The sequence below is a fragment of the Sphaerisporangium sp. NPDC004334 genome, from assembly GCF_053602655.1.
This window is the reverse complement of sequence record NZ_JBSGDZ010000009.1, coordinates 205,589-226,587: the sequence shown is the minus strand read 5'-3', so window position 1 is coordinate 226,587 and position 20,999 is coordinate 205,589. Positions and strand designations below refer to the sequence as shown.

The following is a 20,999-nucleotide window of genomic DNA, read 5'->3' as shown; positions in this document are numbered from 1 at the left end:
GCCCTCATGAGCAGCAGCGAAAGCCCGCCCTACCGCGTCGTTGACGCCGAAGGGGAAGGCTGGCTTCACCATCCCGCGTACCAGGACATCCCCGAGCACTACGACACCTACCCGCGCCGCGACCTCGGGGAGATGACGCTCGCGCAGCTCCGCGAGCAGCGCGGCCCGATCCGCGAGGTCGTGGCTCCGCCGTCCGAAGACTGTGACGCCTTGCGGCAGGCCCTCACCGGGGCGGGGCGCAAGGCGATGGGCACGGTCCTGGTAGCGCTGTATCAGATCGGCATGGAGTGCATCGAACGCACCCCCAACCGCAGCGACCATCTGCTCGTGGCAGGCCGGCCCGGCTCGTGGGAGTCGGCCACCGTGGGCCGCGTGCAGTGGCTCGGCGGCGACATCACCGCCGGCCGGGTTGACCAGGCGGCGCTGGAGGTGTGCGTGGCCACGCTGCGGCGGTGGCTTCTCGACGGCCCCGGCGTCGTGGAGGTCGCCGAGACCCTCGCATCCATCCTCGGTGAGGTCACCGACGACCTCGGCGGCTGGGAGAAGATGGCCGACCAATGGCTCGTTCGGCACGAGGGAGCCGAGCTGATCGAGGGCTGGGCGTGTTCCCGGTCGGAGCGGCACGGCCCGATGGCGAACTTGTGACCGGCGGCCACTACGCGGCACCTCGGCCGCGGTGAGCGCTCAGCGACCGGCCCCGCGGATTTTCTGCGGGGCCGTCGTTTTCCCGGTGGGCTGGTGTAGATTGCGGGTGCTGACGTTCCAGCCCGCGCACTGCGCGGATCCCGAGCCGGCCTGCCCACGCGGGGACGGCGCACACCGGGGTAGCGGCGACCACGACGAGCGACGAACCTCCTCACCGGATTCCGACGCGATCGCGTACGTGTATCTCAACCCGGGCGGGGGCCAGAGCGTGGGCAGAGCCGCCGCCGGAGTGGACGAGAACATGTCGAACGACCGCGATCTTCAGCGCGCGGCCCGCCGCCGCCAAGCCCAGACCGGGGAGTCTTACCAGGACGCGCTGGCCGCGCTCCGCGCCGACTGGCAGCGCTTCGGCCAACTCCGCTACGTCCTGTCGGACGACGTGACGCGGTTCTTCCGCGGCGTGGGCTGGCGCGGCATCAGCGTGGACAACATGCGGGACCACCGGTCCGTGCTCGCCAACTGGGCCCCGGTGTACGAGTGCGGCACTTGCGGCGACGACGGAGACGTCCGCGCCGAGGACACCAGCCTGCAACTGCACGTCGCGTCTTACGACCCCGACCTCAGTCCCGTCACCGCCCTGCTGGCCTCGGAGCGGCACCATGCCCGCTGCGCGCCGTCCCGGGTGGTGTGGGCGGTGCAGATCGACATCCCGCACGGCCCAAACAAGATGGCCCTGCCGGCCAGTGCCAGACCCGAGGTGGAAGCCGAGCTGGCCATCACCGCGCGGCCGGTCATGCTGCGCTACCACGACCCCGAGCTGCCCCCGGCGCCGGCGTTTCTCGTCAGCGCCGAAGTGACCGAAGACCATGGCGTAGGGGCTGGGCCGTGGCTGTCGGAACTGGCACTGGCGCTGTGGATGCCGGCCGGCTTCGAGGACGTCATGGTGTTCGAGTTCGATGAGCTGATGATCACCGCCTCAGCCGATCCAGGATGGTCGGTCAGGGTCGTCCAGGGCTACCCGAGCGCTCTCACCCCGCAGTGGGCCGCCGTGCGCATGACCGAGCCGACCGAGGGGGAGGAACCGCATCACCTGTTCCTCGGACCGGTCGACGTGCCAGCGGAGTGGGCCGCGGCCGCGGCCGGGCGTGACGAGATCCTGCTACTCGTCGGCCCCGACAGGGGTGACCTGGAAGTGCCGAAGGTACCCACCCATCCTACGGACGACGAGCTGCGGGATCTGGTGGAGGCTGGTGTGCTGTCCGGGGCCTTCGTGCCGTTCACTCTCGACCAGGTGGGTCAGGCATGACCGAGCACGCTCAGGCTTCCCGCATCGCGACCATCCGTAAGGCGCCTAGCGTGCACATCGATGGCGGCGCAGAGATGGGTTTCTACACCATCGAGTACACCGTGGACGGGACATCGGCAGGTGGGAGCGTTGCCTTGCCCCACGACCTGGAGAGCTGGAGGAACGACCTGACCGAGGACGGATGGACGGTCATGGAGGCCGACGAGAGCTCATGACACGGCGAGGGGCGGGAACCGCTGCGGTTCCCGCCCCGTTCGTCCTCGCGTCATTCCTGGCCGGCCGTATCGTCCCCGCTGCCGAACTCCGACTCCAGCGTCCATACGGCCTGCCGGAGCGCGGGAAGCAGGGCCCCCTTTCCCCAGTCGGGATCTGCCTTGGCCACCTCGATAAGGTGCGCACCGTCACGCTCGTTGACGAGCTCCGCGAACTCGCGGAAGCGGGCGTAACTGCGAGGCAGAGGCGGGTCGGACGGCGCGGGCGCGCCCTCCGGTTCCTGCGTGAGGTAGCCCATCGCGATGGCGGTGCGTTTCAGTGCCGCGCCTGACTTCTTCCCCGGCGTGGCCTTGAACACCTCGATCACCTTGCTACGGCCGTCGTCCTGTGTCCACACCGGCCACAGCTCTTTGCCCTGGCTGGCGTTGATGGGGCGGTCGGAATACTCGCTGAGCGCCTTAACCATGGGTACGAGCCGGATGAGCAGGTTGGCGTACTGAGGTGTCCAGTCCCAGCGGAGGCGCAGGTACTCCTCCCACGAGGTGTAATCGGCTGTGCTCCACTTCTCGTTGTCGCGGACCAGTCCGAGTAGCTGGCCGACTTCGGCGACGTACTCGTTGGTGATGGTCGTGATACGCGTCTCGATGTCCTGCAGCGAGGAGTCGGCGTCGAGCTGGGAAACAAATTTGTTTCCCAGCACCTCTACTGCCGCTGGGAGCTGGACCGGTGACGCGGCCTCAGCTTCGGCAAGAGCCTGTTGCGGAGCTGCGGCCTGATCTCCAGCGATTACCTGCTCGGGCTGCGCTACGAGCCGGGAAGTCCCGGCGGGGCGCGCTCGTGTCGGCTTCACCATGTCAGTTCACTGCAGCCGGGAGCTCAAGTCCGACACGGACCGCCAAACGCGTGGCGAGCTGGTCGAAGCGCGTCGCCATCTCCTCACCATCTCGGCCCAGGCCACGAAGGGGGATCGGAGGAGCGGCGTCCGCGGCGTCCTTGATCGCGACCCGCTCAGGGATCACCGGCTGCCACATCTGGTCGCCGAACAGCTCGGGGATCGTGGTCTCGACCTGGAACCGGTGGGCGCCTGTCCTGGTGTCGACCCGATCAACGATGTATCCCGCCATCTCCAGGCTGGGGTTGTGGAGCAGTTTGCGCTTGGAGTTGACGAAGTCGCGGAGCTTCACCGCCCCGTCGATGCCGTCGTATTCGGCATCCATGACACACAGCACGAAGTCGGCGGCGGCGAGAGCAAGCTGGGTGAGATGGCCCAGGTTCGGCGGGCAGTCGATAAGGACCACGTCGAATTCGTCGTCTGCCCCGTCCAAGGCTGTCGCCAGCCGCAGCACCGCGCCGAGAGCTCCGGCCTCCAGAGTGCGGTTTTCCAGGTCTTCCCGTGAGGGCAGCAGGGTGATGCGCTCGGAATAGGGGTGAGGCCAGCCGATGTCAGCAAAGGCGTCGGCTGCGCATCCTTGGGCGTCGGCCTTCACGGCTTCTGAGACCGTGGGTTGCGGGTTGCTGGGATCTTCGACATGGCCAAGACGCCGGCCCGCGTTGCCCTGCGGGTCGAGGTCGACCACGAGGACGTCCTGGCCCTTCTCGGCGAAAGCTGCGGCCAGGTTGACGGTGACCGCGGTCTTTCCGCTGCCGCCTTTGTTGTTGCCGACGGCTATTCGCCGCGCTCGCCTACGCGGGGGTGTGGTGGTCATGGGTGGCCTTCCTGTGAAGAGTGCGGGCCGGCGAGGGAGTCGGAACGCATTGGACATCCTAGGGACGTGGTGCCGCGTTTCAGGGACATCGGCGCCGGAATGTCGAAGGGCCGTCGTCCCGGTTCGGGGATGACGGCCCTTCGGGGCGCTGGTGACCCCTTCGGCAGCCCAGCATCGCGGTTCAGGCGGTAGTGGTGGGCTTGCCTTTCGCCCTGGGGTTGGCGATGCGTGCCCGGGACTGGCTGTCGGCGAGAGCGGCGGCCAGTGCTTCGTTCTGCGCCGGGTCGGTGGGGATGTTCATCTTGTCGCAGGCGGCGTTGATGATCGTCTCGAAGAACTCCTGCGGGCCTAGGCCCATCGCTTCGACAGCGAGGGTGAGCCGCGCGTCGGTCAGCGGAAGAAGGCGGGTGCTGACGGTGACTCGTGCCGGGGGGACGGTTGCGAATCGCCGCCGGCCGCCGGTGGTTGTGGCGCGTTCGTCGCCACGTCGACGTGCGGGTGCGGCTTTGGCCGGCAGGGGGTCACCCGGCTGGGCGAACAGCGCCTGTGGCAGTTCGGGCTGTTTGTTGGCCATATCGGTGATCTCCCGCGGTCGGCGTCTGCCAGTGATATCTCACAGGTTTTGCTTTCGCGCAATCTTATGCGCTTGCGGATCCGCTTGCGGCGGTGCAATCACCGGCCGCGATCGTCTGCCATATACCAACCCGATAGGGGTGTGACTACTCGTAATGCTTCTGTATGCGTAACTGAATGGTAAGATCGGGTCTAGATCGATCTTCATGAGAAAGGTGATCATGAACGCAGCGAATCCCCCCGTCGTGACACGCGCCGCTTGCCGGTACTGCGGCCTCGACATCGAGAACCTCGCCAAAGACGGCCGCCCCGACCGTTGGCGTCACGACCTTCCCCCCGACTACCCCGAATACGCCCTCGCCTGCGATCCCGCACCACCGGCCGACGTCGAACAGGCGCTTCCCCGCGAGAACGTCACCGTGCGGCTCGACGTCACCGAACTGGTCACCCATCGCCTCCAGCTCGTACTGCCCGTCCCCACCGGCGTCGGACCGGCCTCGATCCGCGACTACCTGCGCGAGAACCCGGACCTGTGGATGGACCATCTCGGCACCGAAGGCAGCTACCTCAACGCGACCGACCAGGACGTGGTGGAAGGCGGCGCTCTGCTCCTGCACTCCGACACCCTGACCTACCTCGCCGCCGTCGCCAAGGCCATCGAGGAGACCCCCGACAAGATCCGCCGCTGGCTGACCGATTTCTGCCCCCAATGCGACCGGCAGGTCACCCCAGATGACCCGAGCCACGTCTTCTGCGCCCGCTACCTGGCAGTCGGCTGCGAGGGCTACCGCCTCATCAACCCCGCCGCGCTCGGCCTGGACCCCGGCCAATGGGACGACTGGACCAGCCGCCTCGGCCCCTGGTAGACCCCCGCCAGCGACGACGATCCCACCCACCCAAGGAGACCCGTTGAGTGACACCACCGCCAGCGACAAACAGCTCGAACGCATCCGAAAGCTCCTGGCGCTCGCCGAGCACCCGGGCACCGGCCCGAAGGAAGCCGAGCACGCCAGCGAGCAGGCCATACGGCTCATGGCGAAGTACGGCGTCGAGCGGGCCATGCTCGCCGACGCCGGCCAGCTCCGCGACGACATCACCACCCGCTGCATCGTCATCTCCGCCCCCTACGAGGTGGACAAGAATGTCCTGCTCAACGCCATCGCCACGGCCAAGAACTGTCGGACCGTTTACTCCGGCCGGGGCGGAACGCGGACGGTCCAGATCGTCGGCTACGCCTGCGATGTTGAACTGGTGTGGATGCTGTACGGCTCACTGCTGCTGCAAATGAAGAACGCCGTCAGCTCCAGGAAGCCCCCGCCGGGCGTGGCCACCATCACCTTCCGCAAGTCGCTGACCGCCGGGTTCGCCGCCAGCGTCAGCGCCCGCCTGCAAGCCGCGCTAAAAGACGCAAGCACACAGGAAAGCCCATCAGAAAGCGGGAGGTCGGTGGAACTCGTGCTCCGCGACCGGGCTGCCTTGGTCGACCAGGAGTTCGATCGGCTCCACCCGGACGTGGCCACGGGCAGGGCCCGCACGCTGCGCAGCGCCGCGGGGTGGAACGCCGGAATGGAAGAGGGCAACCGCGCCGACATCGGGCAGACCCGCGTCGGCGGCGACCAGCGCAGGCGGCTCACATGAAGCTACGCCGCCGCAGGGTCGACCCGATGGAGCTGTGGCAGCTCAGCCCCGGCGACGTGGTCAGACTCCCCAACCACCACCCGCCTGAGGTCGAGGTCGACGACATCAACCTCGCCGACCCGGCCAGTTGGCACAGCCTGTACGCCGTCGCGTGGAAGACCACCGGCGACGACGGCGGGGAACGGGAGTCCGGCGTCACCTCACTGTCGAAGAACGCGCTGGTCGTCCTGGTGTCCACCCCCGACCCGACGAAGCAGATGTTCGCCGAACTCGGCGCCCGTCCGCCCGTCCAGGAACCCGACGAGCAGGAGAAGCGGACCACCATGACCCCCATCGCCCGCGGCGTGCTCAACCTCGCCCGCGAGCGCGGGTTCACCACCCAGTGCCGCAGACCGTTCGCCGGGCAGGTCGAGGTGAGCCTGCACCTGGACGGTCCCCGTCACCTGACCGGCCGCATCGTCCTGGGCTTCAAGTCCGGGCGGATCCTCCGCGCCAGCATCACCAACAACCGGACGCAGGAGAAACACCACGCGAAGGGCGCCAACGCCGTCCGTCAGCTCATCACCGACCTCACCTGAACCCCCAGGCGGGAGCCGCGTTGCGCGGCTCCCGCAGCCCTTCTCGGAGGAACACCATGCACAACGCCCCCCTGCCGGGCCCGGTCGGCGAGACCCGTGCCGAGCCGCTGCGCGACGTCCGGTTCACCGTCGAGGAGACCTTCACCTACGACATCGCCATGCGGTTGCCCATCCCCAGCGGCACCACCACCCCCGGCCTGGGCAACGCCATCGCCCAGCTCGACCACCTGTGGCTGCACAAGCTCCACGACGGCACCTTCGAGCACGACGACAGCGACTGGCGAATCACCTCCGCCATCTTCGAGCCGACGACCGAGCGGGAGTACGACCTGGACGACCCGGCACAGGCCGGTGCAGCGATTCACCATCTCATCGGCCTGATCGGCCAGAACGTCACCATCCACGGAGACCACAACGGGCTGGGCTACGTAACCACGGTGACGGTGATCGGCGTCGAGGTCCGCCGTGAGCTCGGTCGGCTGAGCCTCAAGGTATACGAGGGCCCTCATTCGACCGTGACGTTCACCGGCACCATCACGATCGTGCCCGAGTCGCCATGAGGTTCGACCTGTCCAACCCCCTGGGCGCGGTGGCGGCCGTGACCTGCCTGACGGCCGCCGTCGCCCAGGAGCAACGCATCGTCGTCGGGGAGCTCGACGGTCGCAACGAATGCCGAACCATGCGGGGCTGCCCCGTCGAGTTCACGCCCCGTCGTATCCGCGGTCACTTCATGATCACCGTGGTGTTCGCCGACGGGATCAGCCGCACATTCACCGGGGTGCTGACTCTCGATATCGACACGCCGAACCTCCAACTCGTCCACCCCCACACCACAAGAGAGACCCACCCATGACCACCCTCTCCTTCCAGGCCGCGCTCATCGGCGGCGCGTTCCACGTCCACCGCGCCGGTTGCGCCGACCTGACACGGAACCAGCACCTGCACGCCCATGACCATCCGCTGCACGTGACAGCAACCGTCGCCACGGCGATCGCCGCCGAGCTCTACAGCGACTTCATCCCCGGCGAGCTGACCGTCGCCGACGCCTTGGGCCTAGTCGTCTTCGCGCCCTGCACCCGGCTCGACACCACCGCGGCGCAGCAGTTCGATCTGCTCCACGCCGCTGGCGCCGAGGCCGCCGTCCAGTACGTCATGCGGCGTTTCGGCAAGCTCATCACCGTGTCCCTGGTCGAGGGACCGAACGCCGGCCCGGTGTGGACCGGCGTCCCCACCTGCGTCAGCGTCTGGCCGAACACCGGCCCAGGCATGGGGTACGGCATCGACATCGTGGACGAAGACGCCTTCCCGCACGGCTTCCACGGCTCGATCACCATCGGGGAAGCGTGATGGCCCCCCGCATCGTCGTGAAGATCGAGCCCGTCGAAGTGGGCGGCGAAGTCCACCACCAGGCCGTCTGCCACACCGCAGGCTGCACGCTCGGCCGCGACGGGCAGCCCTGGCTGGCCAACCCCCAGTCCGTCAAGGCCGGCGCGGAGGAGATCGCCAAGCTCCACCGCGCCGACCACCGCAACCCCGACCGTCACCCGCTGTCGACCCACTCGGCGGCCGGGCGGCCCGTTCAGGACATCCACCTGCCTGACTGACCAACCCCCGCAGGGGCCCGGCGCCACCGCCGGGCTCCTGCTCTCACTGAACGGAACCACCCATGCGATCTGGCACGATGGGCGCGACCTACCACACGGTGCCCCTGCACTACCTCGAAGGCGACACCACGGGCATCGTCACCGGCTACCGGTACGAACTGCTCGCCGTGTGCCGCGAGCACCACATTCCCCGCACGTACGTGACCCCGTACACCAGCCGCTTCGGCTACGGCTTCGTCATCCAGGGCCCCGGCGACCGCGACGTCAACCGGGTCAGCCTGTGGACCCGCGACGGGTTCCGCATGTTCCAGCTCCGGGCCGGCGCCTCCACCTACCGGGCGCTGATGAAGCTGGACGACTACGTCACGCTGATGGAGACCATCGAGCGGGACTACCCGGCGAGCAGTCTCACCGCGACGCTGACCGCGACGCTCGCGCAACTCCTGCAGCTCTGGGCCGCCGCCAAGGACGACGGGCACAACGTCCTGGACCTGGGGGTCGTCGACGAGATCGTGGCCGCCCGTCTCAACCCGTTCATCCGGCACTGGCTGCACCCGGAGCCCGGCGAGCCCCGCTGATGTCCCGCTGCGTCGAATGCGGCGAGCAGGACAGCCAGCTGCGCATCGCCCCGGTGTCGTACTGCGACCACCGGGTGTGCCTGGAGTTCCGCCGCGAAGGATGCCGCGACGTCCACACCGCGACCTGCCCGTCCTACTGCAGGGCGGTCGGCCGTACCCCTGCCCCCCACCCCCGTGACCTCACCACGCCGCAACAGCTCGAACTGTTCGGCTGACTCACCAAGGAGAACACGATGACACGATTCGGCACCGTCGAGGAGGTCCGCGGCCTCGCCGAGCCGATCGCCGCTGCACTCGGCGACGGCTTCCACCTCGTCCAAGAACCCGCCATCGGCAAGCGGCCCCCTGCGGTCCTGCTCGTCAGCGGCGACCGGCGGCTCATGGTGCACTTCGCGACCCTGCGGGACGCCGCCCTGCACAACCGGCTGACCATCACCGGCCTGGACCCCACGCAGGACAGCCTGCACGGCTGGAGGACGGGCCCGCAGATCCGGGTCACAGCCGACCGCCCGGCCACGGACCTGGCCAAGGACATCACGCGGCGGCTCATGCCGCTCTACACCGCCCACCTGGCCCGCCAGATGGAGCGCATCGCCCAGGCACAAATCAAGAAGGCGCTGCTCACTGCCGAGGCGCAGCGGATCGCCGCGCTGCTCCCTGCGGGCCGGCTCGAACCCGCGGAGGGCGTCGTCCGGGACGCCCCTCGCATCGAGTTCGGCGACCGCGGCGACATCACCATCAGCGCCGACCACGACGGGCGGATGCGGCACTGGGTGTCGGTCGGCCTGCACCCCGACGACCCGCTGTTCGCCGACCTGCTCGACCTCATCAACAGGCGCTACGCCAAGGAAGGAAACCACTCATGAACATCGGATACGTCGACTGCCGCGCCGGGCGCGTGGCACGCATCACCGCCGACCAGGCGGTCAGGGACCTGCGTGCCCTGCAGGGGCGCGCCGACACCGCCGAGCGGTTGCTGGTCGAGCGCACCGCCGAGATCGCCGAACTGACGGCGGCGCTCGACGCACTGACGGCCCGCGTTGACGCCTTGGAGGGCAAGTGAGCAGCGAAGACGTCATCTACCACGGGTACCGGCGCAACGTCGGCGGCGGGTCGTTCATCACAGGTGAGTACGGCTTGGTGAAGCACGTCCCCCGGCACTCGCCCACCGGGATGGGATGGGGATACGCCGGCAGCGGCGCCGCCGACTGCGCGCGGTCGTTGCTGCTGGACGCGCTCGGCGACCGGGCCCGCTGCTGCGCGTGCGGCGGCACCGGGCAGGTCGTGTTCGACGTCGCCACCGAGACCGAGCAGCCGTACGACCCGGCGAAGGCCGACACCTACGACCCCGAGCTGATCGGCGGATGCCACGAGTGCGAGGAGGGGTCGCTGGTGGTGCCAGCGGTGTACCAGGCGTTCAAGTTCGAGTTCGTCGCCGGTTGGGGCGATGAGTGGCGCATGTCGCGCGCGGAGATCCTCGCCTGGTTCGAGCGGTTCGTGGCCGCGAGGGAGGGCCGGTGAGCATCAACGTCGACCACCTCGGCATCACCGATGACCAGGCCCGCGATCTGATCAAACTCGCTGCCGCCGCCTGCGCGAGCGTGGCGTGGGAGGAGCCGAACCCGCTGAACTGGGCGCTGGACTTCTTTGACAACCCCGATGGCCTGGTGGAGCTCGGCCGGGACCTTTGGGACAAGATCGACGCCAAGTACGGGAGCGTGTGATGGGCGTCCGCGTCTTCGAGACCGCCACCGATCGGCTGACGGCGACGATCCTGCCGCTCACCGACCCGCAGATGCAGGACCGCGAGCACCCCTCGGGCGCCACGCACGTGCTGCTCCTGGTGGACGGCTACAACCGGGAGGAGATCGCCGTCTTCGGCACCGCCGCCGAGCTGGACCGGTGGGTCCGCCGCGTCGACCGGCAGGCCGCAGGTGCCCTGCATGACGCGCGCCGGCCGGGACCGGTCTACGTCCTGGCCGACGAGCTGGCCCGCGCGGTTGACCCCGCGCTCGGCGGTGAGGACGACCGGCTGGCCCTGGCCGATCGGTTGCTGACCGCACTGGAGATGTCCGGCCTGGCCGTCGTGCCGCGTCGCAGGGAACGCGAGGAGCCGCGGCCGCGGCCGGTGGTCCCGGCGCACGCCCCGGTCGATCCGTTGCAGATTCAGCCTGGTTTCCGGGTGTCGCGGTACACCGAGCCGGCGCCGCGAGGTCGCGCGCTGGCCACGCAAGCGCCGTGCTGCAGCCGGTGGGTGTGGATCCGCCCGGACGTGGATTCGGTGACCGGCGACCCCCAGGCGACCAACACGCGAGTGCTCTGTTCGGTCTGCGCCGTCGTCTACGAGGTGGACCTGGTCCCCGACAGCGACGGCGGGTTCTGGGCGGTGTTCACCGTGCAGCACGTCGCGGTCGCCATGACCCGGCGGACAGCTGCCAGGAGGGCCAGGTGAGTGTCGAGTCCAGGAAGTACGGCACGCCGTACATCGAGTCGGAGGCGTTGCTGGCCATCGTCAACGACGACGTCGACCACGCTCGCGCCGTCCTTGAGACGATGTCGCCCGGCGAGCGTCACAGCCTGGAGCACCACTGCGAAGAGGTCATCAACATCATCCAGGACATGCGCGAGGGCGAAGAGTAGCGCGGTGAGATGCCTGCCAACGAGTCGGTAATGGCAGTCCCATCTGCGGCGACATAGCGTAGACAGTACGCAAGCCGTGCCGCACGCCTCTGTGCTTGCGGCGCGGCTTGCGTCTTTCCCTGCCTGTGAAAGGACGGCGTCCTTGCCTGAATCGTCGTTGTGCATCGGCCCGGACTGCGGCGGCGATTCGAGGCCGCGTGAGGCGGAACCTGGGCAACTGGTGTGCATGGGCTGCATGACCCGGCTGCGGCGCGACCTTGACTGCATGCCGTCGATCGGCCGATGGCTGGAGCAGCACACCATGCCGGGCACCTCGGGCGGCGACCGGGTATCAGGGTCGAGGGAGAAGTCGGCGCCGGTGCGGCTCGATGTGCTGTCGATGCTGCAGCCCGCGAACGAGGCCGTGCACGACGAGTACGGCGACCAGGTGGGGCCGCCGTCGATTCCCACCATCTTGAAGTCGTGGGTGTGGCTGATCGCCGAGCACCGCGGCCTGACCTACCCGGTCGGTGCGGCCGTCGACCACCTCGCCGGGTGGTTGCGCCGGCAGGTGCCGTTCGCGGTGACCCGGCCGTGGATAGGCGAGATGATGCGCGAGGTCGCCGAACTGCGGCGGGCCGCGCATGCGCTCGCGCCGTGGCAGGTGCATGTGCAGGAGCTGGATGCGCCGTGCCCGAACTCCTGGTGCGAGATGCGGGCGCTGATCCGCACGGCGGGTGAGACCTACATCGAGTGCAACACCGAGGTCGGTGGTTGCGGCTACATGTGGTCGGTGGAGGAGTACCTGCGGCATGTGGCCGAATTGGCGAATGGTTGTGTATACGAACGCAAAGGAGGTTACCCTCATGCTCATGAAGAAGCCGCAGGTTGAAGCTGGTGTGACAATGCAGAAGATGCTCGCCGAGCGGCGGATGGTCGAGGCGACGAAGGCGTTGCACGAGCACATCGCGGGTCAGATGCCGGCGCTGGCCGAGGCCGCGGAGAAGCTACGAGCGCGCACCGTTGACCTGCTGGGCGTGGTCGGCGTTGCAGCGGGGGAAACGCAGGTGCGTTACGAGGAGCTGGTGCGGTCGGTCCTGGGCGCCGGTCTGCTGCCGCGTAACGCCATGGATTCGCCGGTCCGGGCGGCCGATGAGGAGCTGGCGGGCATCGTGCGGGCGATCGTGTCGTATGACCCTGATCCTGAGCCAGGGACGCCGCTCGGGGAGTTCTACGTGACGATCGAAGCCGCGGCGAGGCCGGCGGTGGGGGAGGCGGCGTCGTCCAGGCCGATGGTGTCGCGGGAACGGATGTCGGAGATCACGGGGCTGCCGAAGCAGATGCTGCGGGAGGTGGTGGCCCGGGTGCAAGCCAGGTCGGGAGGGTCGTCTCGCGGTGATCTCTGAGACGCACCCTGACAAGATCATTTACGGTGTGCGTTCAATGACTACAGCGCTACGCGATCTTGACCGTGTGACGATCTCAGGGCCCCCTGAGCGTGTCTGCGATCGACGTTCACAGCACCGACCATGACCGGTGTCGATCATGGTCGCGCTGTGACCCGTCAGCAGCGCCACCACCACGCCTACGCCACCAAACGGTAGGCGACCCAGCACACGATGGCACCGACAACGGCTCCTGCGATGGTCTGCTTCACCGTGTGATCAGCGAGCGACACCCTCGACCAGGCGACGAGCACCACCAGCGGGCTACTCCAGGCAGCCACCGGCCCGAACTCGGCGGCAAGGATCGCCACCGTCCCGGCCGCCACCGCGGCGTGGAAGGAGATCTTCCACCTGCGGGTGATGGGTGCCATCGTCACTCCCAGGCCGAGCAGCGCCACCTGAACTGCGAGCACAGCGCCCGGTGCGCCACCGAGCACCAGGATGACGATCCCGCTGAGCACCATGACGATGCTGATGATCAGCGGCACCAGACGTTGCTCTCTACGCGTGATGTGCCGGTCACCTGCCTGACCGGTGCGGACCCGCCATAACACCAGGGCGTATGGCGCGATTCCCCCGAATATCGACGCGAACACCCCCCACCAAAGCCCGGCGGCGGCTGGCCATGTCTGATGCCAACCCACCACGGCCGGCAGCGGGATCACCAGGTGAAACGGACTGAGAATCTCTGTGGTGATCCTGGCAGGTCGCGATTCCATGCGGCTGCCGCTGGCAGCTTCGCTCGCTGTCACTGTGGCTGATCCTCTGCCATCGTTGGAACACGGCTCACCAGCGGTGAGGAGATGAACGCGCGGCTGACCGCGATCAGCAGCGCGATCTGACGCGCCGGGATGGCCTCGCCACGCAGTTGGACACGTTCGGCGTCCTCCGGCAGCACCTCCCCGCCCTCAGAGGTCCTCAACGCCGCAGCGATCCAGCATGCTTCGGCCACGTCCTCCCCCTGGTCTTCCCTGACGCCGGCCGCCCGCGCCGCGGCGCGGGCACGGACCAGCGTCGCAGGGGACTCATACTCGCTGAGACGGAGCAGACCGTCGCTGATCTCGATGACCCGGTTGTAGAGCCGCTGATAGGTGTTCGCTCCGGGGCTGGGCAGCACGATGTCAGGAAATCGCCCGGCGATGGCACGCCATAACGGCTCCAGAGCGATGTAGGCCCTGTAATCCCGGACCCGCTGTACCCACGCTGCGACAGCCGAGATCGACATGCCGATAGTCAACAGCATGATGCACGGCGCGAGAATCCACCGAGCCAGGATGAGGGAGTAGGTGCCGTCCCACCGGTCCGGACTGATGATCGTCGCCGTGAGGTAGGTGAAGTTGTAGGCCCCGTTGAGCAAGGACATGACGGCGGCCAGTCCCACCAGGCTGATGCCTGTGCGAAAGGCGCTGGGCCGCACCTGGCCCCGGTAGCGGAAACACATCATCGCCAGTTCCACGCCCGCGAAGGCGAGCACCCCCTCGAACGTCGCGAAGTAGGCTCGCGCGGCGGTCGCATGACCCCGTAAATCGGCGAACTCAGCTACCGCGTCCCGTCCCTGGACCGCCCACAGAGCCACCAGAAGAACCGCTGCCAGGACGAGCGTCCAGGTGCGGCGCCGTTCACGCCTGCGGCGCGCGGCTTCCTGATCCTCGGCGGTGGAGATGGTGTCGACGAACATCAGCACCCCGGAGATGGCGATCAACCCGGCCACACGCTTCACCACCGAAGCGACCTGCCATCCGCCGGCGAGGGAGTTGACGGCCTCGATGACGATGGGCACCGCGAACGTCTTAGCCACCAGCAGGCCGAGAAAGGTCAGCCACACCCCCCGGTGCCCAGCTGTCTGCAGCGCCGATGGTGTGCGCCACAATGTGGCACCCAGCAGCAGCAACAGAATGAATGACTCCAGCGCATTAGGCATTCCGACGCCCTCCAGTGGGATCGGTAAGGGTGTGCTCCAGGCGCCGTAATGACTCACTGGCATTGAGGCCAATTGCCGAGAGCCCCATCGGGGCGAGACGTGCGAACAGCTCGGCGTCGCGTTCCTCTTGAGTGTCATAGGCGCTGCGCGCTGCCTTGACACCGGTGAGGCCGAGCGCCGATTCAAGCTCGCTGATCGACTCGGTCGAGCTGCCGCCGCCGTCGAACAGCATGTGCCCTACTTCGTGCAGCACGATATTGACGCGCAACAGCCCTGTCGCGGTCTTGGCGGTGTAGATGTGGTCAGCGGTATCGGTCGCCAGCCATAATCCACAGACAGCGCTCACAGCGGCGTCAGGCAGGGGGTGTATGAACAGGCGCCTGCCACGCATGTGTGAAATCTGCTGGAGGTACTCGTCAAGATCAAACGGTTCGGGTGGTGGGGCCAGGCGTAAGGCGGCCTCCACGGTGGGGGGGATCTGCACGTCTGGAACGGTCCTTCCTCGCTGCCAAGACCGGAAACTTACTCTTTCGGTCGGCAGGGCGGCAAGTTCCTTCAGGTGAACAAATCAGCTCTCACCGGAATTAGGGGTATCGGTCGGCGCCGCCCCCTCGGCAATCAGAGCAGCCTCAACGATTTGAAGTATCGCTTTCCTGGACATAGGGGACAGGCCGGCAGAACGCAACGCGATCCGAGTCACATCGGCCTCTTGCAGGGCTGACAGCAGCTCGGCGGCGTTGGCGTCGACCGACTCGGTGTGCACGGGGCCGGACTCGCCGGTGGTGCGCCGCCCTGATTCCTTTCGCAGGACCTCGGCGACATCCGGCCGGCCGGCCTGCTCCATCTCTTCCGGCGTGATGCCGAGAACCGAAGCGGCGGCGAAGATCCACCTCAGCTTGGTGGTTTTGCCGGCTTCGACGTTCCGCCACGTCATCTCCGAGAAGCTGCCTCCTACCAGCACGGCTGCGCGGGTGGCGGCCTGCCTGGCGGACAGCCCGTCCAGCCGGCTGGTCCTACGAGTGCGGATGAGTTCGGCTACGCGATCGGTGACGGTTGCTTCCTCGTCGGGTCCCACAGGCACATCATCCCACGTTCTTGCGCAAAGTTCTGTTTTTGTGCGATCAGAGGCAAACGTAGCAGCCGTGCAGATGTTCTTGCATCTGCAAGTGCAGAACGTCGCGCGAATCGTCAACTACCAGTTAAATCGCAAAGTTCGCAAAAATCTCGACATGTCGCGCTTGTGAGAGTAAGGTCTCGACCCGTGTTAGTCGATCTTGAGAACCTTGATCATCTGCCCGAAGGGGAAGGCGCAGACCTGCTGCGCTCCTTCGCCACCACCGTCGTCGAGCGGCTCACCGTGCAGCAGGCCGGGACGCTGCTCGACGCCATGACAAGGCAGGTGCTGCAGAAGCTCGCGGACAAGGGCGTCACCGACCTTGGAAGCACCGTGAACGTCAAGGAGACGGCGACCAAGTTCAAGGTCAGCAACACGGCCGTCCTCAGCATGATCCACGAAGGCGTCCTGCCCGCCTTCCGCATCAACCGCCGCACCTACAAGGTGCCCGAATCCGCAATCGCAGCGCACTTCGCCGAGCGCTACAACCAGCCCTGATTTTGCACCGTTCCACCCACCCAAGGAGCAACCCATGAGCCACGACGCAAACCTGTCGGAAAGCCCACACGCAAGCACGGACACCGAGGGGCCGCCCGGCCTGGCCAAAGGGCGGCGGGTCCGCGTCAGCATCGAGGGCAACGTCTACCACGAGTCGGCCCGCGTGATGAGCATCCGCTACGGCGGCCCGGAACGGGACGCCCACCGCACTCTGTCGGTCGCCATGGACCAGCCCGGAGTGACCGTCGAATACCTGGCTCCCGAAGAGTGGCCACCCAAGCCCGGCCAGACATGGCAGAGCGCCAGCAACAGGGTGAGGCAGTGGTTCGCGCTCGACAGGAGCACCGACGGCCACTCCGACCTGGCCACGCACCTGATCGACGCCGACGGCTGCATCTACGACGACGAGCACTTCGATCGCCTGCTGAGTAGCCACGCTCCCTGGATCTTGGTCCACGACCCCCACGAGAAGACGCAATGACGGTGCTGCTCGCGCCGGCCGCGCGCCACCTCGGCACGTGGGAGGCCAACACTCCCGAATGGGACGCCGCCCGGGCCAGCCGGATCGGCGGGTCCACCATCGCGGCCATCCTCGGCATCTCCCCGTGGGAGTCGCCGTACTCGGTGTGGTGCCGCATGGCCGGCCTCGTGGACAAGGGCAAACAGACCAAGGAGATGGCTCGCGGCCACTACCTGGAGCCCGGCATCCGGGCGTGGTTCGCCGACCAGCACCCCGAGTTCGAGGTCCACACGGCGGGCACCTACGTCAACGTCCTGCGGGACTACCAGCTCGGCAACCCCGACGCGCTGTGCGCCCGCGACGGCGTGGTGGTCGAGGGCGCCGAGTTCAAAACCGACGCCAACGCCGGAGAGTCCGGGTGGGGCAGACCTGGCACCGCTGAGATCCCCCGCTACTACATGGCGCAGATCCAGTGGTACATGGACGTCTTCGGCCTGGCGCGGTGGCGGATCGTCGTGCTCGACGGGCGGCTGTCGTTCCGCGAGTACGTCATCGACTACGACGCCGCGCTCGCCAAGGCCATGCGCGACGCCGCCGAGGACTTCCTGGCCAGCCTGTTCTGGGACGAAATGCCCGAGCTGGATGACCACGTGGCCACCTACGAGGCAGTCCTCAGGCTCCACCCAGAGATCCACCCGAAGGGGCATCTGGAAGAGGCGTACGTCGCCGCCGAGGAAGAGGCCGTCGAGTTCATCGAGGCCACGCTCGACCTGGAGCACGCCGAGAAGCGCGCCCAGGCCGCTAAGACGAGGCTCGCCGCGTCGATGGGCAAGGCCCGCCGCGCCCTCTACCAGGGCTACCGGCTGGGTCACCGGCAGCTCAGCAGCGCCGGAAATCCGTTCCTGATGCCGGCGCCGACCAAGAACCTGTCCAAGATCCCACTTCCGCAAAGGGAAGCAGCATGAGCAACACCCAGCCATCCTCCGCCTTGGAGAAGCGCGCAGCCCAGCTCAACGACCACATCGCCACCCACGAGAAGATCCTGCAGGAAGCCCTGCCCGAGGGCATGTCGGTCCGGCAAATCCTCCGTGACGCCTACCAAGTCGTACAGAAGACCCCGAAGTTGGCCACCTGCCACTGGGCGTCGGTGGTCGGCGGGCTGGTCACCAGCGCCCAGCTCGGCCTGCGGGTCGGCGTCAGTGGCCTCGGCCACGCCTACCTGATCCCGATGTGGAACAACAGGGACCAGCGCACCGACGCCACGCTGATCATCGGCTACAAGGGATACGTCGAACTCGGCTACCGCCACCCCGAGGTCGCTTCGGTGCTCGCCGACTGCGTGTACGCCAACGACACCTTCGACATCGTGCGCCGCGGCGGGGCCGAGGACATGGAGCACCGCTTCGCCAAAGGCGAGCGCGGCCTGCCCATCAAGTACTACGCCATTCTCCGGCTCCGCAACGGCGGCTTCGTGGTCACCCGCCCATGGACCCAAGACGAAATGAACGAACACCGCGACAAGTACGCCCTGGCCAAGAACAAGAAGGGCGAGATCGTGGGCCCGTGGGCGCCGGGGAAAGGCGGCCGGATCACCTCCGAGGGCGTGGAGATGGGCAAGAAGACCATGATCCGCGTCCCGCTGGTCAAGTCCATGCCTCTGACCTGGCAGATGGCCGCGGCCGTGTCGATCGACGAGGGCGGCGTACGCACGGAGATCGACCCGACCGCCGACCCCGCCGCGGTGACCGACCATCCCAACCGGCCGGACACGACACCAGCGGAAGGAACCGACCCGGGCGCGTCGGTCCGCGAGTCGATCAACCTCAACGGCGCCGCCAACCGGGGCAAGGTCGGCGAGCCCGGCATGGTCACCGTCGAGCAGGACCGGCAGATCGGGCTGCTCATGCGGGACCGCGGCATGAACAAGGACGCCGCACTGGACCTGGTGGAGAAGACCATCGGGGAACGCAAGTCGGCGCGGCTGCTCACCTTCGACCAGGCCAACCAGGTCATCGAGGCGATCGGGAAGATCGACATCCCGACGCTCGAAGGTGTCGCTCACGCCCCCGGCCAATCCCCGGCCGTCGAGCCCTACGACCGGCGGGCCCGCGAGCGGCGCATGTTCGCGCTGCTCAAGGAGCAGCAGGTCACCGGGCACGGCGACGCCGACGCTGACCGCAGGGCGCGGATCGCGTTCTACCAGGCCGTCATCGGCCGTCAGGACATCGGTTCGACCAATGATCTGGCCGACGCCGAGCTGGAGAAGCTGATCGAAGCGATGGAAGCCGATCCGCTTCCGGCCGACGATGCAGCCGCTCCCACGCCGGCGGCCCCGGCCCCCGCCCCGGCGCGGGCCGCAGGGGCCGAGCCGGTGGCGGGTGACGAGCTGGAAGCGAAGATCCGCGCCGAGTGGCCCGGCACCAAGACCCAGCTCGCCAAGACCTTCCACCAGGCCACCAAGACCAACCTGGCCGACGCCGACGAGGCGCAGCTTGACGACTTCCTCAGGCGGATGCGCGCCGGAGAGTTCACCACTTCCTGACCCACACCACCTCTCCCGGCCCGCGCGATGCGGGCCGGGAGCCCCACCCATGAAAGGCATGACGATGACCCACCCCTACCCGCAGCCCCCCGCCGCGCAGCCCCCCGCCGAGGAGGAGACCGACGTGCTCACCCCCAAGGCGATCAAGTACCTGCAGGGCGAGCTGGATCGCGACGAAAGCGAACTGAGCCTGCTGGAAACGCGGCGCACGGAGGCCCTCGCGGAGGCCGGTGACCTGCGGGTGCTGATCGAAGAGCGGAAGGAAGTGATCGCCCGCCGCAAGGCTCTGCTGGCAGCCAAGCAGCAGCCTCCCGCGACCTCGGGTTCCTCGGCCGCGACCGAGCCGTGCCCCACGTGCGCGCAGCCGATGGAATGGGACACCGATCAGGGCTACGTCCACCGCAACGGAGCCACGGTGGAGCTGGCGGGCAGTTCGTGCCGCCGCACCACCTCCTCCGAGACCGGGGGCGCGGCGGCCCAGTCGGCGTTCTTCACCCCGCCTCAGCCGGCCGCGCAGCCGCAACTCGCCGTGGCGCCCAGCGACCAGCGTGTCGCATGACCGACGCATCGGGGGTGACGCCCCTGGACCCCGAGGTGTTCACGAGGTGCGCGTGCACCAAGTCGGCGCGCTGCCTCGCCCACGACGGCCCCGACATCGGCGACCTGCAGCGCGAGGTGGCCCTCGCCCGCGACAAGGTCGTCCGGGCCGCGCTGCGCGTCATGTGCGGCGACTACGACGACCAGGAGCACGCGCACTCCGACGCCGAAGCGCAGTACGCCGCCGAGCTCCTGGCGCTCGCCGCGCGCAGCCTCGTTCACGCCGTCGAGGCGCTGCCCCCCGACAAGCAGCCGGTCGGCTGGCGGGACACCCCCGGCACCTGACCCCTATTCGTCTCCGGCCCGGCTTCCCCCGGGCCGGAGCGCCCCATCTCATCGCTCCACCAAGGAGAAAACGTGCGCAAGAACCAGCGGAACATGAACAAGCAGGAACTCGTCGACGCGGTCACCGCCGTCGTCGCCGAGGCCACCGGCCGCGACGCCAAGGACATCAAGGACGTCAAGGCAATCGTGGACGCCCTGTTCCTGGTGATGCGGGACACCGTCAACAGCGGCCGCGGCATCACCATAACCAACCTCCTGGCCGTCGAGCTGAAGTACAGGCCGCAGCGTCAGGCCCGCAACCCGCAGAACGGCGGCACCGTCACCGTCGACGCGGCGTACAAGCCGACGTTTCGCGTCAACGGCGCCTGGACCGCCCTGGCCACCGCCGTCCAGAACAGCCAGCAGGCCGACTCGTGACCGCGCTGAGTTTCGCCGCGCACGACGGGACCACCGTCGCCGTCGCATGGGACGCCGATAAGCGCACCTTCACCGCGGCCGCCGACCGGTCCGGGGCGCCTCTGTGGCAGGTCGGGACGACCAGCGGCGAACTGCCCACGGTGCTCGCCCTGCGGGCCGCGTTGTGGCCGCACCGGGTGTGTATCCCGCTGCACGTCGTCGCCGCGCTGCTCGGCCAGCACGACGCCGACCAGCCACCTGCACGCCTCACCGCGTAACCC

The 20,999-nt window shown here is 68.0% G+C and carries 35 protein-coding genes; 28 read left to right on the top strand and 7 right to left on the bottom strand.

The window, feature by feature from the left end; genetic code table 11:
* Window positions 1-6: 6 nt before the first annotated feature.
* From ACWEN6_RS13955 to ACWEN6_RS13945, 3 genes are all read left to right on the top strand, one after another.
* Window positions 7-645 (top strand): hypothetical protein, encoded by a 639-nt coding sequence (locus ACWEN6_RS13955; RefSeq protein ID WP_452570531.1) that lies wholly within the window; start codon window positions 7-9, stop codon window positions 643-645.
* Window positions 646-883: 238 nt separating this feature from the next.
* Window positions 884-1,951 (top strand): hypothetical protein, encoded by a 1,068-nt coding sequence (locus tag ACWEN6_RS13950; RefSeq protein ID WP_452570530.1) that lies wholly within the window; start codon window positions 884-886, stop codon window positions 1,949-1,951.
* The gene (locus tag ACWEN6_RS13945) at window positions 1,948-2,166 is read left to right on the top strand and encodes a hypothetical protein (RefSeq protein WP_452570529.1); all 219 of its coding nucleotides are present in this window, start codon (window positions 1,948-1,950) and stop codon (window positions 2,164-2,166) included. The genes ACWEN6_RS13950 and ACWEN6_RS13945 overlap by 4 nt, the downstream gene beginning before the upstream one ends.
* A gap of 50 nt (window positions 2,167-2,216) precedes the next feature.
* On the opposite strand, the gene ACWEN6_RS13940 is transcribed toward ACWEN6_RS13945, so the two are convergent.
* The 3 genes from ACWEN6_RS13940 to ACWEN6_RS13930 all read right to left on the bottom strand — a co-directional run bounded on the left by ACWEN6_RS13940 (window position 2,217) and on the right by ACWEN6_RS13930 (window position 4,444).
* Window positions 2,217-3,017 carry a hypothetical protein gene (locus ACWEN6_RS13940; protein WP_452570528.1) on the bottom strand — a complete coding sequence of 267 codons (801 nt, stop codon included), beginning with the start codon at window positions 3,015-3,017 and terminating at the stop codon, window positions 2,217-2,219.
* 1 nt (window position 3,018) lies between these two features.
* Entirely contained in the window at window positions 3,019-3,870 is an 852-nt protein-coding gene (locus ACWEN6_RS13935) for a ParA family protein (protein WP_452570527.1), read from the bottom strand.
* Window positions 3,871-4,051: 181 nt separating this feature from the next.
* Window positions 4,052-4,444 (bottom strand): hypothetical protein, encoded by a 393-nt coding sequence (locus ACWEN6_RS13930; protein ID WP_452570526.1) that lies wholly within the window; start codon window positions 4,442-4,444, stop codon window positions 4,052-4,054.
* Between the two features lie 220 nt (window positions 4,445-4,664).
* Here ACWEN6_RS13930 and ACWEN6_RS13925 point away from each other — a divergent pair, with 220 nt between their 5' ends.
* The 17 genes from ACWEN6_RS13925 to ACWEN6_RS13845 all read left to right on the top strand — a co-directional run bounded on the left by ACWEN6_RS13925 (window position 4,665) and on the right by ACWEN6_RS13845 (window position 12,866).
* Complete coding sequence (locus tag ACWEN6_RS13925) at window positions 4,665-5,309, top strand: hypothetical protein (RefSeq protein WP_452570525.1); 645 nt, start codon at window positions 4,665-4,667, stop codon at window positions 5,307-5,309.
* A gap of 43 nt (window positions 5,310-5,352) precedes the next feature.
* Window positions 5,353-6,081 (top strand): DUF2786 domain-containing protein, encoded by a 729-nt coding sequence (locus tag ACWEN6_RS13920; protein WP_452570524.1) that lies wholly within the window; start codon window positions 5,353-5,355, stop codon window positions 6,079-6,081.
* Window positions 6,078-6,659: a hypothetical protein gene (locus ACWEN6_RS13915; RefSeq protein ID WP_452570523.1), complete on the top strand. Its 582-nt coding sequence runs from the start codon at window positions 6,078-6,080 to the stop codon at window positions 6,657-6,659. The genes ACWEN6_RS13920 and ACWEN6_RS13915 overlap by 4 nt, the downstream gene beginning before the upstream one ends.
* A gap of 56 nt (window positions 6,660-6,715) precedes the next feature.
* Window positions 6,716-7,219 (top strand): hypothetical protein, encoded by a 504-nt coding sequence (locus tag ACWEN6_RS13910; RefSeq protein ID WP_452570522.1) that lies wholly within the window; start codon window positions 6,716-6,718, stop codon window positions 7,217-7,219.
* A complete protein-coding gene (locus tag ACWEN6_RS13905) occupies window positions 7,216-7,512 on the top strand; it encodes a hypothetical protein (protein WP_452570521.1) in 297 nt (98 codons plus the stop codon). The genes ACWEN6_RS13910 and ACWEN6_RS13905 overlap by 4 nt, the downstream gene beginning before the upstream one ends.
* Window positions 7,509-8,006: a hypothetical protein gene (locus ACWEN6_RS13900; RefSeq protein WP_452570520.1), complete on the top strand. Its 498-nt coding sequence runs from the start codon at window positions 7,509-7,511 to the stop codon at window positions 8,004-8,006. The genes ACWEN6_RS13905 and ACWEN6_RS13900 overlap by 4 nt, the downstream gene beginning before the upstream one ends.
* On the top strand, window positions 8,006-8,263 hold the full coding sequence (locus tag ACWEN6_RS13895) for a hypothetical protein (RefSeq protein WP_452570519.1): 258 nt from the start codon (window positions 8,006-8,008) through the stop codon (window positions 8,261-8,263). Before ACWEN6_RS13900 ends, ACWEN6_RS13895 begins: the two co-directional genes overlap by 1 nt.
* A 62-nt stretch (window positions 8,264-8,325) precedes the next feature.
* Entirely contained in the window at window positions 8,326-8,841 is a 516-nt protein-coding gene (locus ACWEN6_RS13890; protein ID WP_452570518.1) for a hypothetical protein, read from the top strand.
* Window positions 8,841-9,056, top strand: coding sequence for a hypothetical protein (locus ACWEN6_RS13885; RefSeq protein WP_452570517.1), 216 nt, complete (start codon window positions 8,841-8,843; stop codon window positions 9,054-9,056). The genes ACWEN6_RS13890 and ACWEN6_RS13885 overlap by 1 nt, the downstream gene beginning before the upstream one ends.
* Before the next feature lie 18 nt (window positions 9,057-9,074).
* Window positions 9,075-9,707 (top strand): hypothetical protein, encoded by a 633-nt coding sequence (locus ACWEN6_RS13880; RefSeq protein WP_452570516.1) that lies wholly within the window; start codon window positions 9,075-9,077, stop codon window positions 9,705-9,707.
* On the top strand, window positions 9,704-9,904 hold the full coding sequence (locus ACWEN6_RS13875; protein ID WP_452570515.1) for a hypothetical protein: 201 nt from the start codon (window positions 9,704-9,706) through the stop codon (window positions 9,902-9,904). The genes ACWEN6_RS13880 and ACWEN6_RS13875 overlap by 4 nt, the downstream gene beginning before the upstream one ends.
* Complete coding sequence (locus ACWEN6_RS13870; RefSeq protein WP_452570514.1) at window positions 9,901-10,362, top strand: DUF6166 domain-containing protein; 462 nt, start codon at window positions 9,901-9,903, stop codon at window positions 10,360-10,362. Before ACWEN6_RS13875 ends, ACWEN6_RS13870 begins: the two co-directional genes overlap by 4 nt.
* Complete coding sequence (locus ACWEN6_RS13865) at window positions 10,359-10,565, top strand: hypothetical protein (RefSeq protein WP_452570513.1); 207 nt, start codon at window positions 10,359-10,361, stop codon at window positions 10,563-10,565. Before ACWEN6_RS13870 ends, ACWEN6_RS13865 begins: the two co-directional genes overlap by 4 nt.
* Entirely contained in the window at window positions 10,565-11,293 is a 729-nt protein-coding gene (locus tag ACWEN6_RS13860; RefSeq protein ID WP_452570512.1) for a hypothetical protein, read from the top strand. Before ACWEN6_RS13865 ends, ACWEN6_RS13860 begins: the two co-directional genes overlap by 1 nt.
* Window positions 11,290-11,481 (top strand): hypothetical protein, encoded by a 192-nt coding sequence (locus ACWEN6_RS13855; RefSeq protein ID WP_452570511.1) that lies wholly within the window; start codon window positions 11,290-11,292, stop codon window positions 11,479-11,481. Before ACWEN6_RS13860 ends, ACWEN6_RS13855 begins: the two co-directional genes overlap by 4 nt.
* Before the next feature lie 235 nt (window positions 11,482-11,716).
* Complete coding sequence (locus ACWEN6_RS13850; protein ID WP_452570510.1) at window positions 11,717-12,352, top strand: hypothetical protein; 636 nt, start codon at window positions 11,717-11,719, stop codon at window positions 12,350-12,352.
* Window positions 12,333-12,866: a hypothetical protein gene (locus ACWEN6_RS13845; RefSeq protein ID WP_452570509.1), complete on the top strand. Its 534-nt coding sequence runs from the start codon at window positions 12,333-12,335 to the stop codon at window positions 12,864-12,866. Before ACWEN6_RS13850 ends, ACWEN6_RS13845 begins: the two co-directional genes overlap by 20 nt.
* A 179-nt stretch (window positions 12,867-13,045) precedes the next feature.
* Here ACWEN6_RS13845 and ACWEN6_RS13840 read toward each other — a convergent pair whose 3' ends face one another.
* The 4 genes from ACWEN6_RS13840 to ACWEN6_RS13825 all read right to left on the bottom strand — a co-directional run bounded on the left by ACWEN6_RS13840 (window position 13,046) and on the right by ACWEN6_RS13825 (window position 15,901).
* The gene (locus ACWEN6_RS13840) at window positions 13,046-13,657 is read right to left on the bottom strand and encodes a phosphatase PAP2 family protein (RefSeq protein ID WP_452570508.1); all 612 of its coding nucleotides are present in this window, start codon (window positions 13,655-13,657) and stop codon (window positions 13,046-13,048) included.
* Window positions 13,654-14,826, bottom strand: a complete 1,173-nt coding sequence (locus ACWEN6_RS13835; protein ID WP_452570507.1) for an MAB_1171c family putative transporter — start codon at window positions 14,824-14,826, stop codon at window positions 13,654-13,656. Before ACWEN6_RS13835 ends, ACWEN6_RS13840 begins: the two co-directional genes overlap by 4 nt.
* Window positions 14,819-15,310, bottom strand: a complete 492-nt coding sequence (locus tag ACWEN6_RS13830) for a hypothetical protein (protein ID WP_452570506.1) — start codon at window positions 15,308-15,310, stop codon at window positions 14,819-14,821. Before ACWEN6_RS13830 ends, ACWEN6_RS13835 begins: the two co-directional genes overlap by 8 nt.
* An 84-nt stretch (window positions 15,311-15,394) precedes the next feature.
* Complete coding sequence (locus ACWEN6_RS13825) at window positions 15,395-15,901, bottom strand: hypothetical protein (protein WP_452570505.1); 507 nt, start codon at window positions 15,899-15,901, stop codon at window positions 15,395-15,397.
* A gap of 186 nt (window positions 15,902-16,087) precedes the next feature.
* Between ACWEN6_RS13825 and ACWEN6_RS13820 the strand changes: the two genes are divergently transcribed.
* The 8 genes from ACWEN6_RS13820 to ACWEN6_RS13785 all read left to right on the top strand — a co-directional run bounded on the left by ACWEN6_RS13820 (window position 16,088) and on the right by ACWEN6_RS13785 (window position 20,996).
* Window positions 16,088-16,438 (top strand): helix-turn-helix domain-containing protein, encoded by a 351-nt coding sequence (locus ACWEN6_RS13820; RefSeq protein ID WP_452570504.1) that lies wholly within the window; start codon window positions 16,088-16,090, stop codon window positions 16,436-16,438.
* 34 nt (window positions 16,439-16,472) lie between these two features.
* Complete coding sequence (locus ACWEN6_RS13815; RefSeq protein ID WP_452570503.1) at window positions 16,473-16,919, top strand: hypothetical protein; 447 nt, start codon at window positions 16,473-16,475, stop codon at window positions 16,917-16,919.
* Window positions 16,916-17,863 carry a lambda-exonuclease family protein gene (locus ACWEN6_RS13810; protein WP_452570502.1) on the top strand — a complete coding sequence of 316 codons (948 nt, stop codon included), beginning with the start codon at window positions 16,916-16,918 and terminating at the stop codon, window positions 17,861-17,863. The genes ACWEN6_RS13815 and ACWEN6_RS13810 overlap by 4 nt, the downstream gene beginning before the upstream one ends.
* On the top strand, window positions 17,860-19,440 hold the full coding sequence (locus ACWEN6_RS13805; protein ID WP_452570501.1) for a recombinase RecT: 1,581 nt from the start codon (window positions 17,860-17,862) through the stop codon (window positions 19,438-19,440). Before ACWEN6_RS13810 ends, ACWEN6_RS13805 begins: the two co-directional genes overlap by 4 nt.
* Window positions 19,441-19,489: 49 nt before the next feature.
* Window positions 19,490-19,999: a hypothetical protein gene (locus ACWEN6_RS13800; protein ID WP_452570500.1), complete on the top strand. Its 510-nt coding sequence runs from the start codon at window positions 19,490-19,492 to the stop codon at window positions 19,997-19,999.
* A complete protein-coding gene (locus ACWEN6_RS13795; RefSeq protein WP_452570499.1) occupies window positions 19,996-20,322 on the top strand; it encodes a hypothetical protein in 327 nt (108 codons plus the stop codon). Before ACWEN6_RS13800 ends, ACWEN6_RS13795 begins: the two co-directional genes overlap by 4 nt.
* Before the next feature lie 72 nt (window positions 20,323-20,394).
* On the top strand, window positions 20,395-20,739 hold the full coding sequence (locus ACWEN6_RS13790) for an HU family DNA-binding protein (protein WP_452570498.1): 345 nt from the start codon (window positions 20,395-20,397) through the stop codon (window positions 20,737-20,739).
* The gene (locus ACWEN6_RS13785; protein ID WP_452570497.1) at window positions 20,736-20,996 is read left to right on the top strand and encodes a hypothetical protein; all 261 of its coding nucleotides are present in this window, start codon (window positions 20,736-20,738) and stop codon (window positions 20,994-20,996) included. Before ACWEN6_RS13790 ends, ACWEN6_RS13785 begins: the two co-directional genes overlap by 4 nt.
* Window positions 20,997-20,999 lie beyond the last annotated feature (3 nt).